Annotated in this window: 24 protein-coding genes and 1 tRNA gene; 16 read left to right on the top strand and 9 right to left on the bottom strand. The window is 51.8% G+C overall.

Annotated features, from left to right (window positions below; all coding sequences use genetic code 11):
• Window positions 1-27 precede the first annotated feature (27 nt).
• Complete coding sequence (locus tag H8D24_04270; protein MBC8519608.1) at window positions 28-837, bottom strand: CbbQ/NirQ/NorQ/GpvN family protein; 810 nt, start codon at window positions 835-837, stop codon at window positions 28-30.
• A 171-nt stretch (window positions 838-1008) separates the two neighbouring features.
• Window positions 1009-2388: a ribulose-bisphosphate carboxylase gene (locus H8D24_04275; GenBank protein ID MBC8519609.1), complete on the bottom strand. Its 1380-nt coding sequence runs from the start codon at window positions 2386-2388 to the stop codon at window positions 1009-1011.
• A 168-nt stretch (window positions 2389-2556) separates the two neighbouring features.
• Here H8D24_04275 and H8D24_04280 point away from each other — a divergent pair, with 168 nt between their 5' ends.
• The 5 genes from H8D24_04280 to H8D24_04300 all read left to right on the top strand — a co-directional run bounded on the left by H8D24_04280 (window position 2557) and on the right by H8D24_04300 (window position 8151).
• On the top strand, window positions 2557-3474 hold the full coding sequence (locus tag H8D24_04280) for a LysR family transcriptional regulator (GenBank protein MBC8519610.1): 918 nt from the start codon (window positions 2557-2559) through the stop codon (window positions 3472-3474).
• Entirely contained in the window at window positions 3475-3990 is a 516-nt protein-coding gene (locus tag H8D24_04285) for a peptide deformylase (GenBank protein ID MBC8519611.1), read from the top strand.
• A 42-nt stretch (window positions 3991-4032) separates the two neighbouring features.
• Window positions 4033-4212: a hypothetical protein gene (locus H8D24_04290; protein MBC8519612.1), complete on the top strand. Its 180-nt coding sequence runs from the start codon at window positions 4033-4035 to the stop codon at window positions 4210-4212.
• 35 nt (window positions 4213-4247) lie between these two features.
• A complete protein-coding gene (gene icd, locus H8D24_04295) occupies window positions 4248-5465 on the top strand; it encodes an NADP-dependent isocitrate dehydrogenase (GenBank protein MBC8519613.1) in 1218 nt (405 codons plus the stop codon).
• A 145-nt stretch (window positions 5466-5610) separates the two neighbouring features.
• Window positions 5611-8151, top strand: coding sequence for a bifunctional aconitate hydratase 2/2-methylisocitrate dehydratase (locus H8D24_04300; protein MBC8519614.1), 2541 nt, complete (start codon window positions 5611-5613; stop codon window positions 8149-8151).
• Between the two features lie 6 nt (window positions 8152-8157).
• Here H8D24_04300 and mfd read toward each other — a convergent pair whose 3' ends face one another.
• Complete coding sequence (gene mfd, locus H8D24_04305; GenBank protein ID MBC8519615.1) at window positions 8158-11622, bottom strand: transcription-repair coupling factor; 3465 nt, start codon at window positions 11620-11622, stop codon at window positions 8158-8160.
• A 67-nt stretch (window positions 11623-11689) separates the two neighbouring features.
• On the opposite strand from mfd, the gene H8D24_04310 reads away from it, so the two are divergent.
• Together H8D24_04310 and lolD are read left to right on the top strand one after the other, a co-directional pair.
• Window positions 11690-12937 carry a lipoprotein-releasing ABC transporter permease subunit gene (locus tag H8D24_04310; GenBank protein MBC8519616.1) on the top strand — a complete coding sequence of 416 codons (1248 nt, stop codon included), beginning with the start codon at window positions 11690-11692 and terminating at the stop codon, window positions 12935-12937.
• Complete coding sequence (gene lolD, locus H8D24_04315; protein ID MBC8519617.1) at window positions 12930-13613, top strand: lipoprotein-releasing ABC transporter ATP-binding protein LolD; 684 nt, start codon at window positions 12930-12932, stop codon at window positions 13611-13613. The genes H8D24_04310 and lolD overlap by 8 nt, the downstream gene beginning before the upstream one ends.
• Here lolD and H8D24_04320 read toward each other — a convergent pair.
• Complete coding sequence (locus H8D24_04320) at window positions 13610-14131, bottom strand: DUF2062 domain-containing protein (GenBank protein MBC8519618.1); 522 nt, start codon at window positions 14129-14131, stop codon at window positions 13610-13612. The genes lolD and H8D24_04320 overlap by 4 nt on opposite strands.
• Window positions 14132-14167: 36 nt before the next feature.
• Between H8D24_04320 and H8D24_04325 the strand changes: the two genes are divergently transcribed.
• From H8D24_04325 to H8D24_04350, 6 genes are all read left to right on the top strand, one after another.
• Window positions 14168-16492, top strand: coding sequence for a DNA internalization-related competence protein ComEC/Rec2 (locus tag H8D24_04325; GenBank protein ID MBC8519619.1), 2325 nt, complete (start codon window positions 14168-14170; stop codon window positions 16490-16492).
• Between the two features lie 8 nt (window positions 16493-16500).
• Window positions 16501-17502 carry a tetraacyldisaccharide 4'-kinase gene (locus H8D24_04330; protein ID MBC8519620.1) on the top strand — a complete coding sequence of 334 codons (1002 nt, stop codon included), beginning with the start codon at window positions 16501-16503 and terminating at the stop codon, window positions 17500-17502.
• A 72-nt stretch (window positions 17503-17574) separates the two neighbouring features.
• Entirely contained in the window at window positions 17575-17757 is a 183-nt protein-coding gene (locus H8D24_04335; GenBank protein ID MBC8519621.1) for a Trm112 family protein, read from the top strand.
• On the top strand, window positions 17754-18494 hold the full coding sequence (kdsB, locus tag H8D24_04340; protein ID MBC8519622.1) for a 3-deoxy-manno-octulosonate cytidylyltransferase: 741 nt from the start codon (window positions 17754-17756) through the stop codon (window positions 18492-18494). The genes H8D24_04335 and kdsB overlap by 4 nt, the downstream gene beginning before the upstream one ends.
• A 111-nt stretch (window positions 18495-18605) precedes the next feature.
• Window positions 18606-18932: a type II toxin-antitoxin system RelE/ParE family toxin gene (locus H8D24_04345; protein ID MBC8519623.1), complete on the top strand. Its 327-nt coding sequence runs from the start codon at window positions 18606-18608 to the stop codon at window positions 18930-18932.
• Window positions 18929-19207 (top strand): helix-turn-helix transcriptional regulator, encoded by a 279-nt coding sequence (locus H8D24_04350; GenBank protein MBC8519624.1) that lies wholly within the window; start codon window positions 18929-18931, stop codon window positions 19205-19207. The genes H8D24_04345 and H8D24_04350 overlap by 4 nt, the downstream gene beginning before the upstream one ends.
• Before the next feature lie 197 nt (window positions 19208-19404).
• Here H8D24_04350 and H8D24_04355 read toward each other — a convergent pair.
• Window positions 19405-19492 (bottom strand) — tRNA-Ser (locus tag H8D24_04355).
• A 214-nt stretch (window positions 19493-19706) separates the two neighbouring features.
• Window positions 19707-20693 (bottom strand): WYL domain-containing protein, encoded by a 987-nt coding sequence (locus H8D24_04360; protein MBC8519625.1) that lies wholly within the window; start codon window positions 20691-20693, stop codon window positions 19707-19709.
• A gap of 208 nt (window positions 20694-20901) precedes the next feature.
• Here H8D24_04360 and H8D24_04365 point away from each other — a divergent pair, with 208 nt between their 5' ends.
• Both H8D24_04365 and H8D24_04370 read left to right on the top strand, forming a co-directional pair.
• Complete coding sequence (locus H8D24_04365; GenBank protein ID MBC8519626.1) at window positions 20902-21228, top strand: type II toxin-antitoxin system RelE/ParE family toxin; 327 nt, start codon at window positions 20902-20904, stop codon at window positions 21226-21228.
• Entirely contained in the window at window positions 21225-21503 is a 279-nt protein-coding gene (locus tag H8D24_04370; GenBank protein ID MBC8519627.1) for a helix-turn-helix transcriptional regulator, read from the top strand. Before H8D24_04365 ends, H8D24_04370 begins: the two co-directional genes overlap by 4 nt.
• A 118-nt stretch (window positions 21504-21621) precedes the next feature.
• On the opposite strand, the gene H8D24_04375 is transcribed toward H8D24_04370, so the two are convergent.
• From H8D24_04375 to H8D24_04385, 3 genes are all read right to left on the bottom strand, one after another.
• On the bottom strand, window positions 21622-23658 hold the full coding sequence (locus tag H8D24_04375; GenBank protein ID MBC8519628.1) for a TonB family protein: 2037 nt from the start codon (window positions 23656-23658) through the stop codon (window positions 21622-21624).
• 47 nt (window positions 23659-23705) lie between these two features.
• Window positions 23706-24374 carry a cytochrome c maturation protein CcmE gene (ccmE, locus tag H8D24_04380; GenBank protein ID MBC8519629.1) on the bottom strand — a complete coding sequence of 223 codons (669 nt, stop codon included), beginning with the start codon at window positions 24372-24374 and terminating at the stop codon, window positions 23706-23708.
• Window positions 24375-24530: 156 nt separating this feature from the next.
• A complete protein-coding gene (locus H8D24_04385) occupies window positions 24531-24968 on the bottom strand; it encodes a hypothetical protein (protein MBC8519630.1) in 438 nt (145 codons plus the stop codon).
• Window positions 24969-25016: 48 nt separating this feature from the next.
• Here H8D24_04385 and H8D24_04390 point away from each other — a divergent pair, with 48 nt between their 5' ends.
• Window positions 25017-25694, top strand: coding sequence for a DNA cytosine methyltransferase (locus tag H8D24_04390; GenBank protein ID MBC8519631.1), 678 nt, complete (start codon window positions 25017-25019; stop codon window positions 25692-25694).
• The last annotated feature ends 137 nt before the right edge of the window (window positions 25695-25831 follow it).

The raw sequence follows: 25831 nt of genomic DNA on the forward strand, positions 1-25831 counted from the left end.
GGCTGCTGTTGCTGTTCATTTCAGCTGTTACCCAAAGATTGCATCAATCGAATGGTCAAGTGTCTCGCGGATATCAGCATCATCAGTAATCGGGCGTACCAGTGCCATCCGGCAGGCGGCTTTTGCCTCAATCCCCTGGTTGATCAGGTTGGCGGCATAGGCGAGCAGACGGGTGGAGATTCCCTCATCCAGGCCATGCCCTTTGAGGTTGCGGGCTGTCTCTGCAATCTGTACAAGCTTGCCTGCTGTCTCGGAATCGATATTTCCCTCTTTCGCAACAATTTCTGTCTCCAGGCTGGCAGGAGGGTAGTCAAAATCGAGGCCGGTGAAGCGTTGTTTGGTGGACTGCTTCAGATCCTTCATCAGGCTCTGATATCCGGGGTTGTAGGAGATCACCATCTGAAAGTCAGGATGGGCATCAATAAGCTCACCCTTCTTGTCCAGTGGCAGGGTGCGACGATGGTCGGTGAGAGGGTGCATCACCACGGTCGTGTCCTGGCGGGCCTCAACAATCTCGTCCAGATAACAGATTGCCCCAATGCGAGCAGCAACTGTCAGGGGGCCATCCAGCCAGCGCGTGCCATTGGCGTCAAGCAGATAGCGTCCGACCAGATCAGAGGCGGTCATATCCTCATTACAGGCCACGGGAATGAGAGGGTTCTGAAGCTTCCAGGCCATGTATTCGATAAAGCGTGATTTACCACAACCAGTTGGTCCCTTAACCATTACCGGGAGGCGAGATGCATAGGCGGCCTCATAAAGTGTAACTTCATCTCCCTGTGCCTCGTAGTAGGGCTCATCCGTAATCAGGTACTGGTCGGTATTGATATCACTCATTATGAAGCTCCAAAAAGTCTGGTTTGAATCTGTAATTCTGTTTGGATAAAGATACTACAAAAATTGTGTTTTATCTTTGTCGAAAGAGAATTGTTATCTTGATAAGAACGGTTGGTTATTGGTAAAAAAAGAGACCCCACAAGGGGGTCTCTTTTCAGCAAAGCGGGGCTCTTATTTATGAACGCCCAGCTTGTCTCTCCATCCTGGGAAGATAGAGTCTGCATCATGAGGGAATGACTCGAATGCGCGAGCGAACTCTTTATGATCCTTCGCGAACTCAATTGGGTCAGCACCCTGTTTCCAGCACTCATAAGACTGGCGCAGTGAAGTTGCACCGGCAGCTGGGCTGTCGATATGGCCATACGAACCACCACCAGAGGTGTTGATGATATTGCCGTGTCCAAGGTTCTCAAAGAATCCAGGCAGACGCAGTGCGTTCATTCCGCCAGAGATGATTGGAGTGGTTGGCTTCATGCCGTGCCATTCCTGATGGTAGAAAGGACCATCTACGCTATCACGCTCAATCATATAAGCGATGATACGGTCATCCTTGCCGCCTTCCATCTTGCCGTAGCCCATTGTGCCTACGTGGATACCGGAAGCACCCATCAGACGAGACATCTTGGCCAGAATAAATGCAGTATATCCACGCTTTGAAGATGGAGAAGTTACCGCACCATGACCGGCACGATGATAGTGCAGATACTGGCTTGGGTACTGACGACGTGCAGTGGTTACCATTCCTGGGCCACCTACATAACCGTCAACCAGGAATGCAACACGAGGTGCATCCTCGCCAAATGTCTCCAGAACAAAATCGGCACGAGCACACATCTCATGATAGTCATCGGCAGTGATGTTGGCTGAGAAGAGCTTGGGTTCACCAGTCTCGTCCTGTGCGCGCTTCATCGCATCAGCAACCAGAGGGATTACCTTCTTCAGTGGGCAGAATACCTGATTACCCTGGGGCTCATCATTCTTGATGAAGTCACCACCGAGCCAGAACTGGTAAGCTGCTTCAGCAAAAGGCTCAGGGCGCAGGCCCAGCTTAGGCTTGATGATGGTGCCCGCAATGTAACCACCATTGTCATGGTCACGTCCCAGCATAGTCCACAGGTCATTGATCGATTTAGAAGGACCATCAAACAGCTCCAGCATCTTGGGTGGAACGTAGAAGTCCTGCATCTGCAGGTCTGCACAGTCGCCCATGCCCTGATTGTTACCAATCGCCAGCGTCAGGAAGGAGACGATCATGGCGCGACCGTCAATCACATTGCGGTCGAACAGCTCGATAGGGTAGGCAATTTTCATGATGCCTTCAGCTTCATCAATGAAATAGACCAGGGCATCTACACCCTTGGTGAAGTCATCAGTGGTGCTAACCTCTACATTGGTGCCGGTAGAAGACTCTGCAGCAATGTGTGCAGCAACCTCCAGGTAACCGTAGCCGGCGGCTGGGTGCATGGTGTAGGCGGTAAGAATATGCTTGCCCCCTGCAAGTAGCTCATCTTCGTCTAGACTAAGGTCTGCATAACGTGCGGATTGATCCATTCTATTCTCCTTGTATGGTCTCAATGGTTAATTCTGTTGTCTGTAGATACGTGGTATCCCAAACCAGTAGTTGAACATTAGTGGCGGACAACTATAATTAACAGTAAATCTTTTTGATTGTTATCATAAGTATTTATTTATAGTTAATCTATTTTATAATTTAACCATATGTCACTAAATGTCACCTTTCGACAGCTCCGGGTATTCGAGTCGGTTGCACACCACTCAAGTTTTACCAGAGCCGCAGAAGAGCTCCATCTTACACAACCCGCAGTATCAATGCAGATTAAACAGCTGGAGGAGAGTCTCGGCCTTGCTCTGTTTGACCACTTGGGAAAGAAGATCTTTCTGACTGATGCAGGGAGTGAATTCTTCAAGACCAGTCGCTCCATCAGCCGACAACTATCCGAGGCAGAGGAGTTCATAGAGGAGATCAAGGGGATCCACCAAGGGCACCTCAATATTGTGGTTGCCAGTACCGCCAACTCGTTTGCTACCAACCTGCTGGCCACCTTTATTCAGCGTCATCCGGAAATCACCTTCTCACTGGATGTGACTAACCGTCAACGCCTGCTGGAGTCTCTCTCTGCAAATGAACCTGACCTCGTCATAATGGGGCAGCCCCCGGAGAAGCTCGACGTGGTGGCGGAGGCCTTTATGGAGAACCCTCTGGTGATTGTGGTGGGGAAGAACCATTCACTATTCAGGAAAGAGATTTCATTCACCCCGGAAAAGATACAGAAAGAGAGGTTTGTGGTGCGTGAGCAGGGGTCTGGAACCAGGACAGCGATGGAGCGTTTCTTTGAGGAGCGCGGCCTCCAGCTGGAGACCCGGATGGAGTTCGGTAGTAATGAGGCGATCAAACAGGCGGTACAGGCGGGGCTGGGGCTGGCAATGGTCTCCATCCATACTATTCAGCTGGAGCTCGAGGCAAAGGTATTGCGGGTGCTGGAAGTAAAAGATCTGCCAATCCAACGCCAATGGCATCTGGTCTATCGCAAGGGTAAGAGGCTATCGCCGGTGGCTGAGTCATTTCGGCAGTTTGTTCTGGATGAGGGCTCCTCTCTTGTGAGCGAGGTAAGGTAGGTGGCGATACTGGACATTCTCCATCGTGGCGACCCAAAACTTGAGATTCGTGCCAGGCTGGTTACCGATTTTGACAAGACGTTGAGAACAATAGTTTCCGATATGTGGGAGACAATGCATGAGAGCGAAGGGGTTGGACTTGCTGCCACCCAGGTTGGGATTGATCTTCAGCTAGTGGTGTTTGGTATGGAGAGCTCTTCCCGTTATCCCGATAGTGAGTCAATTCCATATACGGTATTGATCAATCCGACAGTAGAGCCGCTGGGGGATGATCTGGAGGAGGAGTGGGAGGGGTGTCTCAGTATCCCCGGGTTGCGTGGTCTGGTGCCACGTTACTCGCAGATCAGATATTCCGGAGTTGATATCGATGGAAAACCATTTGAATGCGAGGCGGCAGGATTCCACGCCCGTGTAGTACAGCATGAGTGTGACCATCTGCTCGGGATCCTCTATCCCGAGAGGATGGAGAATCCACAAGAGCTGGTTGCTGAGGAGGATCTGGAGGATATTACCTGATATAATTGGTCGGGAATAACAGATGGCTGGAGTGGTATGTTTATGACAACAATTTTTTTTGAAGATCAGAAGCGCCAGAAACTGCTGGACGATCTGCTTGAACACTGGTGTAGTGAGTATTCTGGGTTTCATCGTGAGCAGATGGAGCAGGTATTGCTGAACAACCTGCAGGGGTATCCAACAGAGCGGCTACAGGCTGCGATGGACGATATCAACGAATAAAAAACTCAGCGCTTACGCACGACAGGATTCAGGGCATGATAATTCCATTCATTGAGGGGGACGGTATTGGCAGGGATGTCTGGACAGCGGCGCGCAGAGTCTTTGATGCGGCGGTTGACCAATGCTACGGCGGCGAGCGCACAGTTGAGTGGATGGAGGTGCTGGCTGGAGAGAAGGCTTTCAGGCAGACTGGAGAGTGGCTTCCCGCAGAGACCCTGCAGGCCTTCCGTGACTATCATGTTGGCATCAAGGGGCCACTGACCACCCCGGTTGGTGAGGGGATGCGCTCCCTTAATGTTGCCCTGCGTCAGGAGCTTGATCTCTTTACCTGTCTGCGTCCGGTCCGTTACTTCAGTGGCGTTCCCAGTCCGGTCAAGCATCCAGAACGGGTCGATATGGTGGTCTTTCGTGAAAATACAGAAGATATATATGCTGGAATTGAGTATCTGCACGGCACAGACGAGAACGAGAAACTGAAGTCCTTTCTGATTGATCAGATGGGGGTGGATAAGATCCGCTTTCCCGATAGCTCGTCATTTGGGATTAAACCGGTCTCCAGGCAGGGTTCCGAGCGGTTGATTCGTCAGGCGATCCTCTATGCGCTTGAACACGGTCGGCCCTCAGTGACTCTGGTTCACAAGGGCAACATCATGAAGTTCACCGAGGGGGCCTTCAAGAGGTGGGGGTATGAACTGGCCGAACGTGAGTTTGCCGATCAGACTTTTGGCTGGAACCAGTACGACAAGATCAAGAGTGAGGATAGCGAGGATGCTGCCAATGCAGCACTAAAAAATGCCGAAGCTGCCGGCAAGTTGATAATCAAGGATGTGATTGCCGACGCCTTCCTGCAGCAGATTCTGTTGCGACCGGCCGACTACTCGGTTATCGCTACCCTTAACCTTAATGGGGATTACATATCAGATGCCCTGGCTGCCATTGTTGGGGGGATAGGTATTGCGCCTGGTGCCAATATAAACCAGGAGAGCGGCCACGCCATCTTCGAGGCAACCCACGGTACTGCCCCTAAATATGCGGATCTGGATATGGTAAACCCAGGCTCCATGATTCTCTCCGGAGCGATGATGTTTGAACATCTGGGGTGGGGTGAGGTCTCCGAGATGATTCAGAATGCCCTGGAAGAGGTGATCTCCAACAAGACGGTCACCTATGATTTTCATCGACTGATGGATGGTGCAACAAAGGTCACTACCTCAGGTTTTGCTGACGAGATTATTAAGGTGATTAATTCTTGAATACGAATGGTTGCATAAGTATTGACGATATTGCCTGTACAGTACGCTCAGGCACATCCCTGTGTCGCTCTACTGTGGCCGTCCATGGCCACAGAAGACTGTACATACAACACCGTCAACACTTATGTGGCTACAGTAATTGATCATGCTGGAATCATATAACAAGGAGGCGGAGGAGAGGGCGGCACAGGGCATACCCCCAAAGCCACTCACTGCAGAGCAGACCTCAGAGCTGGTATCCATGCTTGCAGATCCAGAGCTTGAGGGAGAGAGTGGCGCATTTCTGCTTGAGCTGCTCAGAGAGAGAGTTCCACCAGGCGTAGATAGTGCTGCAGAGGTAAAGGCCGGTTTTCTGGCCAGAATAGTCAGAGGTGAGGTGACCTCACCATTGATATCCTCTCTGCAGGCAATAGAGATTCTTGGAACCATGAGGGGTGGATACAATATAAATCCACTTGTTGCGGCACTTGATGACGACAAGCTGGCGGATGCCGCGGTTGAGGCGCTGTCACAAACCATTCTGGTGTATGACGCCTTCACCCATGTTGAAGAGAAGATGAGAGCTGGCAACCCACATGCAGCCACACTCATGCAATCATGGGCAGAGGCAGAGTGGTTCACAGGGCGTAGCGGGGTACCGGAGAGAGTCACCCTGACAGTTTTCAAGGTTCCTGGTGAAACCAACACCGATGACCTCTCTCCTGGAATGCATGCATGGACCCGTCCGGATATTCCACTGCATGCGCTATCCATGCTGAAGATGAGACGGGATGGATTAAGTGAAAAACCTCTGGATGAGATTGAGAGGCTCAAGGAGAAGGGTTTTCAGCTGGTCTATGTTGGAGATGTGGTAGGCACAGGATCATCCCGCAAGTCGGCCACCAACTCGCTCCTCTGGCATACCGGAAATGACCTGCCACATATTCCAAACAAGAGAGATGGCGGCTACTGCTTTGGGGGCAAGATAGCACCTATCTTCTTCAACACCCTGGAGGATGCTGGAACCCTGCCGATCGAGATGGATGTCTCCCGGCTCGATATGGGTCAGGTGATTGATCTCTACCCGCTACGGGGGGAGATTAGAGAACACGATACGGATGAGCTGATTACCACCTTCTCACTCAAGACAGAGGTATTGCGTGATGAGGTTCAGGCGGGTGGGAGAATTCCCCTGATCATCGGACGGGCCCTGACAGAGCGGGCGCGTGAATCACTGGGGTTGGGCCACTCGACAGTTTTCATCTCGACACTGCAGAGTGAGCCGGCAGGTGGATATACCCTGGCTCAAAAACTGGTGGGGAGGGCTTGTGGTCTCAAGGGTGTTGTTCCGGGCGACTACTGTGAGCCAGGAATATCCACCGTGGGTTCGCAGGATACCACCGGCCCCATGACTCGTGATGAACTGAAAGACCTCGCCTGTCTGGAGTTCAGTGCCGACCTTGTAATGCAGTCATTTTGTCATACCGCAGCCTATCCGCGCCCGGTAGATATCGAGACTCAACAGACCCTGCCCGGGTTCATGATTCAACGCAACGGCATCTCGCTTAAACCGGGGGATGGCATCATCCACTCCTGGCTGAATCGCATGCTGCTGCCAGACAGGGTCGGTACCGGAGGCGACTCCCATACCCGTTTCCCGCTCGGCATCTCCTTTCCTGCCGGCTCCGGTCTGGTCGCCTTTGCGGCCGCCACCGGGGTGATGCCGCTGGATATGCCGGAATCTGTTCTGGTCAGATTCAAGGGGGAGATGCAGCCCGGGATAACCCTGCGTGATCTGGTCCATGCAATCCCGTATATGGCAATCCAGCAGGGGCTGTTGACGGTGGAGAAGGCGGGCAAGAAGAACATATTCTCTGGACGGATTCTGGAGATAGAGGGGCTGGAGGAGCTCACCGTGGAACAGGCCTTTGAGCTGACCGATGCTACAGCAGAGCGTTCCGCCACTGCCGCAACCATCAATCTCAGTGAAGAGAGTGTTGCCGAATATCTGCGCTCAAACAGTGCACTGTTGAAGTGGATGGTCGATCAGGGGTACCAGAGCAGGACAACCCTGGAGCGCAGAATTGATGCGATGGAGTCATGGCTTGAGGCCCCCGAACTGGTGCGGGCAGACAGTGGGGCAGAGTATGTAGAGACAATCGAGATTGATCTGGCGGAGATAACCGAGCCAATTCTCTGTGCCCCCAACGACCCTGATGACGCCCGCAAACTGTCAGAGGTGGCTGGAGAGAAGATTGACGAGGTCTTTATCGGCTCCTGCATGACCAATATCGGCCACTTCCGGGCTGCAGGACAACTGCTGAAGGGGGTTGATGAGCTGCCGGTAAGGCTCTGGATTGCACCACCAACCAAAATGGACAAGGGGCTGCTTGTAGAGGAGGGGGTATACAAAACTTTCGAGAGGGTTGAGGCGCGACTGGAGACTCCTGGCTGCTCGCTCTGCATGGGAAATCAGGCCCGTATAGAGGACAACAGCACTGCACTATCCACCTCAACCAGAAACTTCCCCAACCGTCTCGGAACCGGAGCCAATGTATATCTGGCATCTGCCGAGCTCTCCGCAGTAACAGCAATCATGGGGCGAATCCCTAGCGTAGACGAGTACATGCAATACGCAGACGAGATAACCGAAAATTCGGCAGAGATCTACCGTTACCTTGATTTCAGCAAACAAGGGCCGCTGTAACCGGTTTTACTGTTTTATCTCTTCCAGCAATTTCTCAATTTTCCCTCTGCGCTCCTCGCTGTCACCCATCTCTTCAACTACCCTGAGCCGATCCTGCCCACTCAGCTGATACCGTTTGGGTTGCTGCTGAATTATGGTTATGAGCTTTAGTGGATCCACCTTGTGATCCTTGCCAATCAGCAGTACGGCACCATCATCACTTATCTCGATCTTGCTGACACCCAATGGAGCCGCCACCAGCTTCAGAGCTGTAGCATTCATCAGATTTTTTGCCACTGGGGGCAACAGTCCAAAGCGGTCCACCATCTCAACCTGGAGCTCATTCAGTTCATCCTGGTTGCGGGCTGCAGCAATTCGTTTGTAAAGTACCAGTCTGGCATTCACATCCGGGAGGTAATCGTTTGGAAGCAGGGCGGGCTCACCGAGATCAATCTCTACCTGCTGTTCAAGCGGCTCCTCCAGATTGGTTTGAGTGCCGCTCTTGAGGTCTTCAACTGCCCGCTCCAGCATCTCGGCATAAAGATCAAAACCGATCTCCTGCATGCGCCCACTCTGGTCATCTCCCAATAATTCACCAGCACCACGAATCTCCATATCATGAACTGCCAGAGTAAAGCCGGCCCCGAGCTCCTCCAGCGACTCAATTGCCTCAAGCCGTTTGACTGCATCAGGAGTGACCTGGTTTTTTGGGGGAATTATCAGATAGGCATAGGCTCGATGGTGAGAGCGCCCAACCCGGCCACGTAGCTGATATAGTTGAGCTAACCCCAGGCGATCAGCCCGATCCATGATGATGGTATTGGCAGTCGGTATATCGATACCGGTCTCGATGATGGTGGTGCAGACCAGAATATTGAAGCGACGGTGGTAGAAATCCTTCATCACTCGCTCCAGATCATGCTCTCGCATCTGTCCGTGAGCAACCTCTATGGTCGCCTCCGGCAGGAGCTCACGCAGCTCTCTGGCGGTCTTGTCTATGGTCTCCACCTTATTGTGCAGAAAGTAGACCTGGCCACCACGACGAATCTCGCGCAGACAGGCTTCGCGAATCAGTGCTGGATCCCATTCGCGGACAAAAGTCTTGATAGCAACCCGGTTGGTTGGTGGAGTGGCGATAATGGAGAGGTCACGCAGACCGGACATGCTCATGTTGAGGGTGCGTGGAATAGGGGTGGCAGTCAGAGTAAGTACATCAACCTCCGAGCGCAGCTTCTTGAACTGCTCCTTCTGGCGCACCCCGAAGCGGTGCTCCTCATCAATGATAACCATCCCCAGATTCTTGAATTTGACAGATTTCTGGATCAGCTTGTGGGTACCAATTACGATATCCACCTTGCCACTGGCCAGCTGTTCAAGAGTATGATTAGTCTCTTTTTTTGTCTTGAATCGAGATAGCACCTCGATCTTGAATGGCCAGTCGGCGAAGCGGTCACTGAAATTCTCATAATGCTGCTGAGCCAGCAGAGTGGTAGGGACCAGCACAGCAATCTGGCGTCCACTCTGAACCGTAAGGAACGCTGCGCGCATCGCCACCTCGGTCTTGCCGAATCCGACATCACCACATATAAGGCGGTCCATGGGCTGTTCAGAGACCATATCCTCAACTACTGCATCAATGGCATCTGCCTGGTCCGGGGTCTCCTCAAACGGAAACTGGGATGAAAACTGTTGATACTCGATATCAGGTTCTGATATTGCATGCCCCTGTTTGGCAGCCCGACGGGCATAGATCTCCAGCAACTCTGCAGCAACATCACGTACCTTCTGCGCAGCCTTCTTGCGCGCCTTCTGCCACTGATCACTGCCAAGACGGTGAATAGGGGCCTTCTCCGGGTCGGTTCCAGTATAGCGACCAATCAGATGGAGCGAGGTTACCGGCACATATAGCTTGTCACCTTTGGTGTACTCAAGTAGCAGATATTCAGCCTGACTGCCGCCAGCATCCAGGGATACCAACCCCCTGTAGCGGCCAATGCCGTGGTCAAGGTGGACCACAGGGTCCCCAATCTTCAGCTCCGAGAGGTGGTGAATTACTGCATCTGCATTGATGCCACCCTTTTTGGAGCGTCTGCGTCGCTGCAGAACCTGCTCTCCAAACAGTTGTGACTCTGTAATAACAGCTATTGACGGCCTCTCCAGCAGGAGGCCGTCATCCAGCGGAGCCACCATAATGGAGAGCGCCTCCTCTCCATCCAGGAATTGACTCCAGTCAGTTACGGGGTGGGGGTGAATTGAGCGGGCACGAAACAGCTCCAGCAGAGCCTCCCTTCGTCCAGCCGACTCTGCAGCAATAACGGTACGACCACTAAACTCCTCCATAAATCCGGTAAGCCGCTGGAGTGGATTATCGGATCTGGAACTTGCCCCCAGCTGCATCGGTTTGCGGCTCTGCAGATTAAAATGGCCGGCTCTCTCTTCACTCTCAAAACGGTCCAGCTGTGCAATGGGGGAGCGGTTGATGGCTGCAAACAGCTCATCAGTTTTCAGAAAAATCTCATCAGGCGGAAGAACCGAGCGACTCTGGTCAAAGAACTGATCCTGATGGCGTTCGTGAATCTCCTCCCGGAACTGGTTGGCGCTGCTCTCTATCTCCTCTCCGCAGACAAGAAGATGGCGCTCCGGCAGATAATCAAACAGGGTGACAGTCTCATCAAAGAACAGTGGTAGATAGTACTCAATGCCGGATGGGGCAAGCCCCTGGCTAATATCTCTGTATATCGCACTCGCCTGGGGGTCACCCTCAAAGGTTGCACGCCAGCTGCGACGAAAATGGCTTATCCCATCCTCGCTCATCGGGAACTCCCGGGCCGGCAGCAGATTGATATTCTCTACCTGGCTGGTTGTACGCTGGCTCTCCGGGTCAAATATTCTCAGTGATTCAACCTCGTCATCAAACAGATCTATCCGGTAGGGGGCATCTGCACCCATAGGGAAGAGATCGATGATTGAGCCACGAAAGGCATACTCGCCATGTTCAATAACCTGGGATACTGAGTGGTATCCGCTCTGCTCCAGACGCAGTCTCAATTTATCCCGATGCAGATTTTCGCCAGTCGAGAGGCTAAAAGAGTGGAGATCAACATATGTTCGTGGCGGAATGCGTTGCATCACTGTAGGTGCTGCAGCAAGTACAATGCCCCGTTTCATGGTGGGGAGCCTGGTCATCACCTCAAGACGGCGAGAGGTGATGTCGGGGTGAGGAGAGAAACGGTCGTATGGCAGGGTCTCCTGGTCCGGGAAGGTGAGGATCGGGATTGAGGAACCACCCCCATAAAAACGTACCTGCTCCTCAAGTATATTAAGTGTCGGAGTGTCCTTGACCACCACCAGCAGCGGGCCATCAGCTCTCTCTGCCGCATTTTTAATCAGCAGGCCTGCAGCACTTCCATAGAGCTGTGCCCAGTGAATTCGATCACCATCACCCTTGGGGAGTGGGGGGTGGAGAATGGAGGTGGTGGAGGGGGTAGCCATCTGCGCATTTTAACTGGATCCACGATTAGAAACGCGAAAAATAGGGACCTTCATGTATACTGCAGCGATGATTCGAGGACTGGAATTCCGTATTGGCCTGCGCTATACGAGGGCACGCCGGAAAAACAACTTTATCTCCTTTATCTCCCTGACCTCGATGTTGGGGATTGCGCTGGGCGTGACCGCTCTCATTACCGTGCTCTCTGTAATGAATGGCTTCGAAAAAGAGCTTCGTGAGCGTATTCTGGGGATGGCCGCACATACAAGCCTGCTCGGTCTTGAGGATACTCTGCCGCGCTGGAGGGAGGTGGCAGAGACAGCAATGGAGAATGATCAGGTGCTTGGTGCTGCCCCCTACATAGAGGGGCAGGGGATGTTGAGTAGTGGTGATCAAGCCTTTGGGGTGATGATCCGTGGGATTGACCCTGCCGAGGAGCGCAATGTCTCCGAGGTCTCGGAGCAGATGGTGGAGGGGGAGCTGGAGGCACTTAATCAGACTCGCTTCGGCATTGTTCTGGGGACTGAGCTGGCATCCAGGCTGGGCGCAGGTCTCGGTGACAAGGTGACCCTGATGATTCCAAAAGGGAGTGTTACTCCAGCCGGATTGGTGCCGCGCATGAAACGCTTCACTGTAGTGGGGCTGTTTGAGGTGGGGATGTACGAGTTCGATAGTGGACTGGCACTGCTTTCGCTGCGAGATAGCGGAAAACTGTTCCGCATGGGTGATGAGGTGACAGGGGTGCGACTGCGCCTGAGTGACATGTTCAAGGCTCCAGAGGTGAGCCGAGAGATTGCAAACGACTCAAACAGGGCGTTCAGGGTGACAGACTGGACCCGCCAGCATGCCAACTTCTTCAGCGCCATCCAGATGGAGAAGCGGGTGATGTTCATAATCCTCATGCTGATTGTGGCGGTGGCTGCATTTAATATCGTATCAACCATGGTGATGGTTGTTACCGACAAAGAGTCTGATATCGCAATCCTCCGCACCCTGGGAGAGCGCCCCCGCGATATTCTTGCCATCTTTATAGTCCAGGGAACGGTGATCGGAGTTGTGGGAACCCTGCTTGGCGTTCTTGGAGGGATCTCTCTGGCTCTCAATGTAGAGACCCTGATCCCGGCTATTGAACAGCTGTTCGATACGCAATTCCTCTCGGCCGATATCTACTACATCAATGCCGTCCCATCGGACATGCGCTGGTCGGATGTAACCATGATTGCCGGGGTTTCGTTGGTGTTGAGTCTGCTAGCCACTATCTACCCGGCATGGAAAGGGTCACGGGTACAGCCTGCGGAGTCACTGCGCTATGAGTGACGGACCAGTTCTCCAGTGTCGTGACCTATCCCGCACCTTTGATGACGGCAGTAGCCGGGTTGAGGTGTTGCGCAGAGTTGAGCTGTCACTTGCCAAGGGAGAGAAGATCGCAATTGTCGGCGCCTCCGGCTCAGGAAAATCGACCCTGCTTCACCTCCTCGGAGGGCTGGATCTGCCGACCAGTGGCGCGGTCAAGATTGACGGGGTTGATCTCGCCACACTCTCGGAGAACAGAAGAAGTCACCTCCGTAACCGCCAGCTCGGTTTTATCTACCAATTTCACCATCTGCTTCCGGAATTCACCGCCCTGGAGAATGTCTCCATGCCGTTGCTGATCAGACGAACCTCGCGTTCCGAGGCAGAACAGCAGGCGGCAGATATTCTGCGGCGGGTTGGTCTGGGGCATCGTCTTGACCACAAGCCTGCAGCGCTCTCCGGTGGTGAGCGTCAGCGTGCAGCCGTGGCACGGGCGCTGATCACCAATCCACTGGCAGTGTTGGCGGACGAGCCCACCGGAAATCTGGACCGGGAGAGTGCAGAGCAGGTATACGATCTTATGCTGGAGCTAAACAGAGAGGTTGGAACCAGTCTGGTATTGGTAACCCACGACCAGATGCTTGCCAGCAGAATGGACAGGGTGCTCAAGCTGGTAGATGGGGTGCTGGAGGAGGGTTAAGAGGAGCGTCTCAAAGAGGCCCGTCTTCTCCACTGACGTCCCACATGCCAGATCCAGAACCAGCGCATTCCGAAATATCCAATTGTAGCGGCGATAACACCGTTAAACAGACACCCCAGCAGAAAGGGCTTCCATATAAGTGGCAGAATGGTCTCCAGCCAGCTATAAGAGAGCTCAAACTCCACGTTGATGGGTGGTGTTCCGAGCATGCTGGATCCAACCCAGTAGGCGAACCAGAACAGAAAGGGCATGGTGAATGGGTTGGTGACCCAGACCAGTCCAACCGCTATTGGCAGATTTACACTAAAGAAAATTGCGGCGGCAGCGGCCAGAATCATCTGGAAGGGTACAGGTACCCACGCCATAAAGAGCCCAACCCCAAAGGCCCCGGCAACCGAGTGACGATTGAGATGCCAGAGATCAGCAGAATGCAGCATAGTGCCAAAGATACGAAGGTGCTTGTGCTCCCGTATGGTTTCATGGTTCGGCATATACCGTTTAATGATATGTTTTGGCATATTCTCTGATTATATTCACTGTACCTTATATATTCCATGATACATATCAAAGGTTACAACTTAATTACAAAAATTCCACCTGTTGCAGTTGCTGCGGTTTCACTGCTGTTTGGCATGGTAATGCTGTTTCAGCAACAGCAGCTGCCGTCACCAGTATGGGGAGTTATTCTGCTCCCCCTTGCTGTTATCAGTCACAGAACAGAGTGGGGGCGCCCGCTTGTCTGGCTGGTTGCCGGATTCCTCTGGGCAGCATTCATGGCAGAGCTGCGGCTTGCGGTCTCCCTGCCTGATGAGCTGGAGAAAAAGGATCTGCAGCTAGTAGGAGAGGTGGTAGATATCCCCCAGCGCAAGAGTAATGGCTCACTCCGGTTTCTGTTCCAGATAGAGAGTGCTGAGTACAAGGGAGAGCTGGTTGATCTGCCAGCACTTGCCCGCATCAGCTGGTATCGTACCCAGAGAGAGGTCAAGGCGGGCGAGAGATGGTCACTGCGGGTTCGTCTCAAGCAACCACACGGCTTTATGAATCCAGGAGGTTTCGATTACGAGAAGTGGCTATTCCAGCAAGGGATCCGTGCTACTGGATATGTACGTAAGGACCCGGGTAACAGAGTTCTGAACCCATCTTCATCAGGCCTGGATTCACTGCGTGCAGAGCTCACCAGATGGATTGGTGAAAACAGCAGATCAGAGCGTGCAGACGGTATCCTCTCGGCACTGGCCGTTGGCGACAGACAGGGGATTGAAGAGAGAGAGTGGGATGTATTCAGGCAGACCGGCACCAGCCACCTTATGGCAATCTCCGGTCTCCATATTGGGCTGGTATCGGGATTGTTCTTCTTTCTCTTTCGCTGGCTCTGGTCCATACCGAGCAGACTGTTGCTAATGGTTCCGGCTCAGCAGGCTGGGGCAGTTGGTGGTTTTCTCGGTGCCCTGGGGTACGCCGCCCTTGCAGGTTTTGCCATCCCTACCCAGCGCGCCCTGATTATGGTCTCGGTTGTTATGGCGATGATTTTGCTAAAGAGGGCTGTTGCCCCGTGGACAATATACTTCACCGCACTGATTGCGATTCTGCTGTTGGACCCATTTGCAGTTCTCTCGGCCGGTTTCTGGCTCTCGTTTGGGGCGGTTGGGCTCATCCTGTATGGGGTGGCAGAGCGCAGGGGGGGCGAATCAAAGTGGCTAACCATGATTCGCATCCAGTGGGGTCTTGCGATCGGAATGTTGCCAATGCTGCTCTTCCTGTTTCGCCAGGGTTCACTGATCGCCCCTGTTGCCAATATTATCGCTGTGCCTTGGGTTAGCCTGATTGTTGTTCCGCTAAATCTTCTGGCATCACTGCTTCACCTGCTCTCAATATCTGGGGCCGAGCAACTGCTGCGGTTATCTGCAGAGATGTTTGAGTGGATATGGCCGCTACTGGAGTGGTTTTCAGACCTGGCTCTATCCCACTTCGGTTTTCACCAACCGGAACTATGGACCGTACTATTGGCTATGGTTGGGGCAATTCTGATTCTCTCTCCTGTAGGCTGGAGCAGACGCTGGCCAGGAGTTGTTGCCCTGCTGCCTCTGCTATTGCTCTCGCCAGAGCGACCAGACAAGGATGAGGCCTGGGTGACAGTGCTGGATGTGGGGCAGGGGCTGTCGACGGTAGTCGAGAGCATGGACAAGGTGATGGTCTACGATACCGGAAACCGCTTTAGTGCAACCTTCAATGCTGGTGATGCGGTAGTGGTCCCCTTTCTGAAATCCAGAGGGTGGAAGAGGGTTGATCTTCTGGTCATCGGCCATGATGACCGTGACCATATAGGCGGTATGGATGCCCTGATGAAAGCACTGCCAGTTGTGGAGTCAATATCATCTGTACCGGAACAGGTTACCGGCGCAACCAACTGTCTGGCTGGTGAGAGCTGGATGTGGAATGGAGTCTCCATTACAGTTATCCATCCGGATAGTCCGGACCGCTTCAAGGGCAATAATGGCTCCTGCGTAATCAGAATAGATGCAGGTGGTGAATCGCTGCTGCTGACCGGGGATATAGAGAAAGAGGCAGAGCACCATCTGCTGTCAACATCTCCAGAGCTGCTCGATGTTGATGGAGTGGTGGTCCCGCACCACGGCAGCAACACCTCATCAACTGCAGAGTGGATAGATGCGGTATCTCCCGCTTGGGCGGCCTTCCCGGTAGGGTACAAAAATCGTTACCGTTTTCCAAAGCAGAAGGTGGTAGAGCGTTACCGCAGAGGCGGAGTCAGGCTGTTTGAGACCGCCCATACCGGCTCCCTGCAGATCCGTCTGGGGAGAGCCGAGCTCCCAGTTCCATGGCGTCAATTCAGCCAAAAGATCTGGAGTGATGTAAACTGACCAAACCTATGATTCGGCAATTTTTTGAAACAGTCTGGTACGACAGGCAGTGGTACAAAAAGAGACCACTCTATCTGCTGCCAATGATTGTGCTGCTCCCCGTAAGCTGGCTTTTCTGCCTGTTGGTGGAGATCCGTCGCAGCGGTTATCGCACAGGGCTGGTAAAGAGCAGAAGGGCGGCAGTGCCGGTTATTGTGGTTGGTAATATCACTGTCGGTGGCACCGGCAAGACCCCACTCATCATCGCTTTGGCCAGCTGGCTTCAGCAACAGGGATACCGTCCGGCTGTGATTAGCCGCGGTTATGGTCGCAAGAGCACAGAGGAGATATCCAGGGTAAGCGTAAATAGCAGTGCCGAAGAGGTAGGGGATGAGCCGCTACTGATCGCCTCCACAACCGGAGTACCGGTATATGTTGGAGTAGATAGAGTGACTGTTGCAGACCGGGCGGTTATGGACCAGAGCTGTGATCTGATCCTCTCTGATGATGGACTTCAACACTACAGAATGGGCAGGGATATAGAGATCGCAGTCATAGATGGCGAGCGTCGCCTGGGGAGCCGCCTCTGCCTGCCTGCAGGTCCTCTGCGTGAAAGGGCGAGTCGTCTGCAGCAGGTTGATGTTGTGGTGGTAAATGGCGATAACATGAGGCTCCAGCCGCAACCGCTCTATCTGTTGGGAGAGCAGTCTAGCGAGAAGATATCGCTGGATGATATTACAGGCAGGACCGTCCACGCCGTTGCCGGAATAGGCAACCCGGAGCGTTTTTTCACAATGTTGAGGAGCGCTGGTATCGAGGTAATTACCCATCCGTTTCCTGACCATCATCAGTATAATGCAGAGGAGCTGAATTTTGCCGATGGCCACCCTGTGGTCACCACAGAGAAGGATGCAGTCAAGATGAGAGAGCTGAATTTGGGGCAGGGGATAGATATCTGGGTAGCCCCGGTAACTGCAGAGCTGGACGAAAAGATTACACAAAAGCTGAAACAGAGACTAAGTAATCTCTGAAAAAGCCCCATGGGATGGGGGTTTGGGGGATAATCCCTTCCCCCATAGAACAACTTGTAAGGCTAATAGACAATGGTAGACAATAAATTACTCGCTATACTGGTGTGCCCACTGTGCAAGGGGCCTCTGGTCTACGACAAGCCAAAACAGGAGCTGATCTGCAGAGCAGACAAACTGGCCTATCCGATACGTGACGATATTCCGGTTATGCTGGAGGACGAGGCACGCAGAGTCAGCGCAGAAGAGCTTGAATGAAATTTAGTGTAATCATCCCTGCCCGTTACGGCTCCAGCCGGCTTCCAGGCAAGCCGCTACTAGATATAAATGGCAAACCAATGGTTGCCCATGTCTGGGAGCGAGCCAGAGAGAGTGGGGCCGAGAGAGTACTGGTTGCAACCGATGATGAGCGCATCAGAGAGGCAGTGACCGCGCTAGGGGCAGAAGTATGTATGACCAGAGCAGACCACACCTCTGGCACCGACAGGCTGGCAGAGGTCGCAGAACAGCTACAGCTGGACGCTGACGAGATTGTGGTAAACCTTCAGGGTGATGAGCCGCAGATGCCTGCGGAGTTGATCAGGCAGGTCGCAACAGATATGGACAGCCACCCTGATGCCTCTGTGACCACCCTATACCAGCCAATTACCGCACAGAGAGACCTCTTCGACCCAAATGCAGTAAAGGTGGTAATCGACGAGGCCGGTTATGCACTCTACTTCAGCCGTGCCCCCATCCCGTGGGACCGCGATAACTTTACCGACAATCAGCAGGGGCAGCCCACACGACACTACCGCCATATCGGGCTCTACGCCTACCGGGCGGGTTTTCTTCACCGCTACACCCAGTGGCCAGCAAGCCCGCTTGAACAGATAGAGTCACTGGAGCAGCTAAGAGTTCTCTGGAAAGGGGAGAAGATACATCTAAGTGAGGCCCTGCAGGACCCTGGTCACGGAGTAGATACCGCAGAAGATCTTGCCAGGGTAATGGTATAAACAAGATTAAAAACAATATTTATCTAACTGATAAAAAACCACAAAAATATCCAATTACATCTATTCTCAAAACAGCATGGCTTAATATAGCATTTTTGCTATAATTAGCCCATGAAGTGGCAGGTAGAGACGTTAAATCATGTGGTAGATCGAGAGCTGGAATCTCTGGAACCCTCACTGAAGGCCAGGTTCCTGCATATCAGCGAACTGCTGGAGACTTTCGGACCTGAGCGGGTTGGTGCACCGCATGTTAAGCATCTTGTTGATAAGCTCTGGGAAATCCGCATGAAAGGAAAGAGCGGCATAGCCCGAGCTATCTATGTCACAGTTACCGGTCGCCGGATTGTGGTTGTCCATGCCTTTGTAAAAAAGACGCAAAAGACCCCAAAGGCGGCCATCAGACTTGCGCTTGAACGTGTGAAGGAGATACAGATATGAGCAGTATTGCCAAACTTAAAAAGAAGTGGATGAAAGATCCAAAGGTCAACGAAGCCTTTGAAGAGATGGAGCCAGAATTCGAGGTTGCCCATGCCTTAATCGCTGCACGGGTCGAAGCTGGCCTCACCCAGGAGGAGGTTGCCAAACGCATGGGAACCACACAGTCCGTTGTCGCCCGCCTTGAGGGTGGCCGCACACTACCCAGTATCAAAAGCCTGTATCGGTATGCTGAGGCAACAGGAACAAAGCCGGTCATCCATCTTGTTCATGGCTGATCCACATCTCTGGGCAAGTAACAACCGACATCTATACTTCCCAGTTAGTGCCACAGTTTTTTCAAATACATTTTGCGGTGATTAAGGGGGGTATTCACCGCAAGGTCAAGATTAATCACCGCATAATTTGCGGTGATTAAATGCGGGGCTTTTGAGGTTATGCCATTTATGGCATATGAAAGTTCGTTTGGTGTTATTGGCGGAGAGAGAGGGATTCGAACCCTCGGTACGTTTCCGTACACACGCTTTCCAAGCGAGCTCATTCGGCCACTCTGACATCTCTCCAAATAAGGTGCGCAAGGATATACGGAAGACCCATTTTCCGCAATGGAAATCTATTTATGAGCTCTCACTATCCTTCTGGATCGTGCGGCTGATTCATACTTCTCAGCTCTATCGGTAACTCCTGATGTAGTTGCACCACTGTCTCAAATACATATAATGGCCTCGCCCCGCCATTGGAGGAGGATGATCACTTTGGTGGAGAGGGGCACCACTTCTACCTGTACAGCTTCGCCATATCCCGCGTCTTCTTCTTGAACCACTCCTGCATGTGTGGCGGTTGCAGCACCTGTACCTGAGCCCCATAACCCAATAGCCACCAGTGAAGCTGCTCCGTCTCCTTTACTCGGGCGGAGACAATGACCCAGTCGTCATCAAACGGGCGTACCCCCTGGTTATGTGAGATCGGCGTCTCCTTGAGGGCCTCAATCACAAAGTTATTGGCCTTGAACTCCAGATCGATAAAATCACCCAGCGGATAGTCAAACGCCCCCTGGTTGATATAGTGGTCCAGCTTGAAACCCTTTGGCGGTACCACCTTCTCATCCAGAGGGGTAGCACTGCGAAAGCGGTGCAATGCAAGCTGGCGCACCTCTGGATAATCCCTGAGTGTAGCCACCAGATAGGTAACCCCATCCCGAAATACCAGACCAAGCGGGCTGACTGGATACTCCTTTGATGTCCGCACCCCACGCTTCAGATAGCGCCCCTGAAACTTGCGGTCATGGAGCAGAGAGTCATAGATCACCCTCAACACATTCTCATCCACCTTCGGCTGAATCAGGCGCTGATTACGGGGCACTACTCGCACCTTCTCAGTCCAGTTGGTGAGGTCACCAGACTTGCGCAGGATCTCCCGGGCCTGATCAAAGTGGTGGGCAAGGTGTCCGGTGATGGAGCGGGGGAGTTGGTCATAGAGAAACAGTTCGGTCATGAACATGGTAAGCGCAGTCTGTGGTGCCATCCCCGGGATATCCAGCATCTCCGCATCCTCCGCCCAAAACCACCTCTGGGTGCGGCCATCACGTTCGCTGCGTAGATCAAAGATAGAGGCCAGCGCATTAAGATCACGCTGCACCGTGCGTGTAGTAATCTCGAACCCCTCCCCAGAGAGTTGATCAACCAGCTTGGTTACCGTAATGGAGCGTGGTGAACGCGGCACCAGCCGCAACATCTCAATCTGTCGTAGTGCTGAATCCGGCATATTCTATCCTCCCAAATAGACGACATAACAAGTCGTATTTCCATCATACGCCTGTAATCCGGTAAACATCAACCGGTTACACCAAAAGAGAAATGAAAATGCCCGCCCCTTCTCAAATCCTATCCCGGATAAATACCACAAAAACATGCAATTACATCTATTCTCAAAACAGCATGGCTTAATATAGCATTTTTGCTATAATTAGCCCATGAAGTGGCAGGTAGAGACGTTAAATCATGTGGTAGATCGAGAGCTGGAATCTCTGGAACCCTCACTGAAGGCCAGGTTCCTGCATATCAGCGAACTGCTGGAGACTTTCGGACCTGAGCGGGTTGGTGCACCGCATGTTAAGCATCTTGTTGATAAGCTCTGGGAAATCCGCATGAAAGGAAAGAGCGGCATAGCCCGAGCTATCTATGTCACAGTTACCGGTCGCCGGATTGTGGTTGTCCATGCCTTTGTAAAAAAGACGCAAAAGACCCCAAAGGCGGCCATCAGACTTGCGCTTGAACGTGTGAAGGAGATACAGATATGAGCAGTATTGCCAAACTTAAAAAGAAGTGGATGAAAGATCCAAAGGTCAACGAAGCCTTTGAAGAGATGGAGCCAGAATTCGAGGTTGCCCATGCCTTAATCGCTGCACGGGTCGAAGCTGGCCTCACCCAGGAGGAGGTTGCCAAACGCATGGGAACCACACAGTCCGTTGTCGCCCGCCTTGAGGGTGGCCGCACACTACCCAGTATCAAAAGCCTGTATCGATATGCTGAGGCAACAGGAACAAAGCCGGTCATCCATCTTGTTCACGGCTAACCCTCTTCTCCTTTTTGAGAGATTAGAGCAGTTACACAGTTCTTTTTACAGCCTCCTGGTAATTGTTATCTTCAGGGCTTGAGTAGCCGTAGCAACCATACTCAATAACAGGATAAGCCTAATTTTCAAATGTCATCTCCAACTCTCTTAACTCTCTTCTCAGTGCTGCAGACCCCGGTACAGGAAAAGGAGCTGCCCGGTTAACTGCCTGTACAACCGACAAATCAAATGCCTCATTACCACTTCTGCTAACTACTGTGACCTTACCAACATGACCACCAGGAACAAGGGTTACCTTTACTCGGCATGAACTATCTTTTGGCGCACTTTTTGGCCTATTCCAGACCCGCTCAATCTGCTGACGAATGGTTGCTCGCAATTGTGCCAGCTTCTGTGAGTCAGACTCTCTTCTGGAATTAGTGATTTGTTCACTCTCCAGATCAGCCTCCTCAAGCATCATCTCCTCTCGCAACATCTTCTGTATACGCCTCTCTTTTGCCTTTTTCTCCACTGAGTCAATACCAAATCGATAGATGTTAGAAAGGTTGATTGCGGCCTCGGGATAACCGAGTTCAACCGATTTTTTGAGCAATGCAATAGCCTCATCAGGCGCCGTCTTCTCTTTAATCAGTCGCATTCCCTGTTGCATCAAGACAACCGCTTCATCCGGATAATTCTCTTGCTCCCACAGCCAATGAAGATACATTGCCAAAGCATCTTTTTCCCCTGCCTCCAATAGAGTATTCAGAAGCTCGAGTAGCTGATTTTCTTGGCGGCTGTCTGCGTGCCTCATTCCCGCCTTTACCTCAAGGTAACTATGCTTATCTTCACCAACAGTGGTCAACAAGTCATCACCATGACATTGAGAACAGTAAATCGCATATAACTCTTGCCCCCTTATCAGCGCTTCACTTTGTAGCTGATAGGGGGTCATTTTATGAAGGCTGATCCAGTCCTCAATCGCTTGATCAACAATGTGCTGATGCAAATGCTCCATTTGGGATCTTTCCTCAATAGATGATGGGATGCCGACAAACTCAATATCGACCCATTCACCAAGATTGTCCCCATCACTAGCAACTGTTGTAAGCCACATCGACAATAGCGACATCGGCTTCTCGGGTTTAATGGAAATTACAATCTTGTCTGGCTCTCCAAACACCCACTGGATCGCCTGCGAGGCAATATCAATATTACTGAGCAATGCCTGTTCGATTTCAGCCTTGTTATTCCCCTTAACCTCTGTGATTTTTCCGGCCTCTTTCATTAAAGAGATCTCTTGCAAGATAATGGCAGCTCGATCTCTGATCATTGCTCTATTCAGCCCCAGTTTCTCTTCAAGCAGTTGGAAGAGGCGCTGTATAACTCCTAGATCAGCAATCTCATAGTTCACCTCATGAAGCGTAAGGCTCGCGACAATCGCACCCACAGCCTCATCATCATCGAGATACTCCAAATTATTCAAAATTGCGCGAAGTATTCTCTCCCCTCCAACCAGTGAACTCCCTTTTACTGAAAAAAAACCGGGAAGATCAAGCTGGTTTGATGTCTTACAGATATTGTTCTCACAACTGGTCTTCAAGGTGATGTTTGCATGAACTTCATCAAGAGAGATCCCGGTCTTTTGCTGAATCTCTGCGACAACCACAGGGTTGAGATGCAGCTCAATATTGTGTATTTCGATATCTTGCTCAATTAACTGAGAGTCACGAACGACAATCTCATCGATCTCTATCCATACCTCTCCGAGTTTCCCGGCGACCACGTCACGGATAACAGGAACCCCATCCCTCTCATCCGCCACATAACTAACCATCGAACGAATTTCACGCTTCTCCTTGTCGCTGAGATCAATATACTGAAATGCCTCGTCGAACCATTGCTCAACAAGCTCATTAGCGCGTTCAGTTGGTGTCGGCCCATAGAATGTCGGACGAGCAATCGTGGAGAGAATTTCCTTTTTGATCTCCGCAAACTCATCCTTCGTTAAGGCTCCTGCCTGATGAAGCTTATGGAGCAGTTGAATGTCTTCTAGTGCAGAGTGACCGCTTCTCTCGACAGCAGATGCGTCATCAAGAACAAGAACAACAGCGAATACGATAGAGAAGATTCGTACAGTTATCGCCCAGCTTATGGACTTAAAAAACATGTTCACTCGATTACTCTCCAGCATTCTTCTCTTACCCTCTTCATGGCCAGCCTCTAGCGCCTCGCAGCCTCTAGCGCCTCGGCAACCTCTGGTGGCATGTAGTTCTCATCATGCTTGGCCAAGACCTCTTCAGCCACAAAGATTCCATCATTGCCAAGCTTTCCAAGTGCCACAATGCCCTGTCCCTCACGGAAGAGATCAGGAAGGATTCCGGTATAGGCAACAGTCACAGTGTCTGCTTCATCAGTAACATCAAAATTAACAGTTAATCCACCATCACTGTTTTCCGTATCTCTAATCAGGCTGCCATCTGCAACCAATCCACCGAGACGGAAGGTGTGCCCTTGTGGGGCCTCGCCGGCAACTACCTGAGTTGGGCTGTAGAAGAGGTTGATGTTCTCGTTGAGGGCTTTCATCATCAGGGTTGCTGCACCAGCAAGTGTCGGGCCATAGAATGTCGGGCGAGTAATCGTGGGTTCAGTTGGTGTCGGCCCATAGAATGTCGGGCTAGCAATCGTGGAGAGAATTTCCTTTTTGATCTCCGCAAACTCATCCTTCGTTAAGGCTCCTGCCTGATGAAGCTTATGGAGCAGTTGAATGTCTTCTAGTGCAGAGTGACCGCTTCTCTCGACAGCAGATGCGTCATCAAGAACAAGAACAACAGCGAATACGATAGAGAAGATTCGTACAGTTATCGCCCCGCTTATGGACTTAAAAAACATGTTCACCCGATTACTCTCCTTGATGGACTATTGATGAGCTCCATGCCACCAAAACATAGAACAGCTCTGCTCACCACATTATGACACAGCACTGCCTCTATTATGTTTTGCAGCAGGAAATATGCTGACATTGCAAAGCAGGGTTACAGTCCAGAATTATAGTGGAGAGCCGTGTAGTTGCGTCTCTCCCAGCCCTAACTCCAGCAGCTGTTCGCTCAGCGTAATCAGCAGCGGGGCCGGTGCTGCTATATAAAAATCACAGCTCTCTATCGGAACGTCCTGTTGCAGTTGCTGGATTAACTGGGTAGCGAGCGCTTTGGGGTCAGAGGTGATCGGCTCAATCCACTGGTAATGGAACGGCTCCAGAACAGAACCCCAGGAGCGGGCGTGGTTATGCAGATAGGGCTCCTCTCTGGATAGCCAATAGAAGGAGAGCGGATTTTCCATATCCAGTGAGATAAAGTGTTGGATCAGGCTGCTGATGGGGCCAAAGCCGCTCTCCCATGCGATAAAGAGCTGGTGTCGATCACTCTTCTCATCCAGCAGAAATATGCCCTGTGGCCCCTCAATCGTGACAGTTTCCCGATTCTTCAACGAAGAGAAGAGGAGCCGAGAGAAGGGATCATCTTCCTGATAAGGGATATGAAACTCCAGCTCTTCACCGTTACAGGGGCAACTTGCCAGTGGATAGCGGTGTTGGGCCTCCAGGTGGGAGAGCGTTGCATCCTGACCGGCAAGGAACTGAAAGGTGTTGGATCGGGGGGTGCGCAGTGTCAGGATGGCCAGTTCTGGGGGGACTTTATTAATCCCTTTCACCTTGCACTGAATGGTGGCGCCTCTCTTGATAGAAGGAAACGACTTGCGAAGTGGGTGGTTGATCCCAAATTGAAGGTGGTACTGAATCATGAGGCTAGGGGGCACATGAATACTGATCTTGAGCGGTATCTGTTTGTCTCTTCCTACGGTAAGGCTATGGGATATTCTCCAAGCTCATCCAGCTTCCCCAAGTTTCTGGCACCAGACCATACGAGCTGGAAAAGTGGGAAATTTGCCGATCGCTTCAGAGTACAGCTTGCAGATGAGCCATCAACTACTATTACTAGCCATATTTCCAAGGACGGTCACTACTTTATTCATCCCGACCCTTTGCAGTGTAGAAGTCTGACGGTCAGAGAAGCCGCAAGACTGCAGACATTTCCGGATAACTATATTTTTATGGGTAATCGTACTGAGCAGTATGTGCAGGTTGGCAATGCAGTACCTCCATATCTTGCTTTTCAGATTGCGGAAGTCGTACATGATTTGATTATTCAGTGTTAGTGATGTGTAGTTGGTGATGTTAGTAGCAACATAATTATTTGCACACGTTACCCACTCTTAACGCACTTTTTCGACACTTTTTCCGCACTATTTCCGACATGATGTGTCGCACCGATTTTATATGATCGTACTTTCCC

Source organism: Candidatus Thiopontia autotrophica (genome assembly GCA_014384675.1).
Classification (GTDB): Bacteria; Pseudomonadota; Gammaproteobacteria.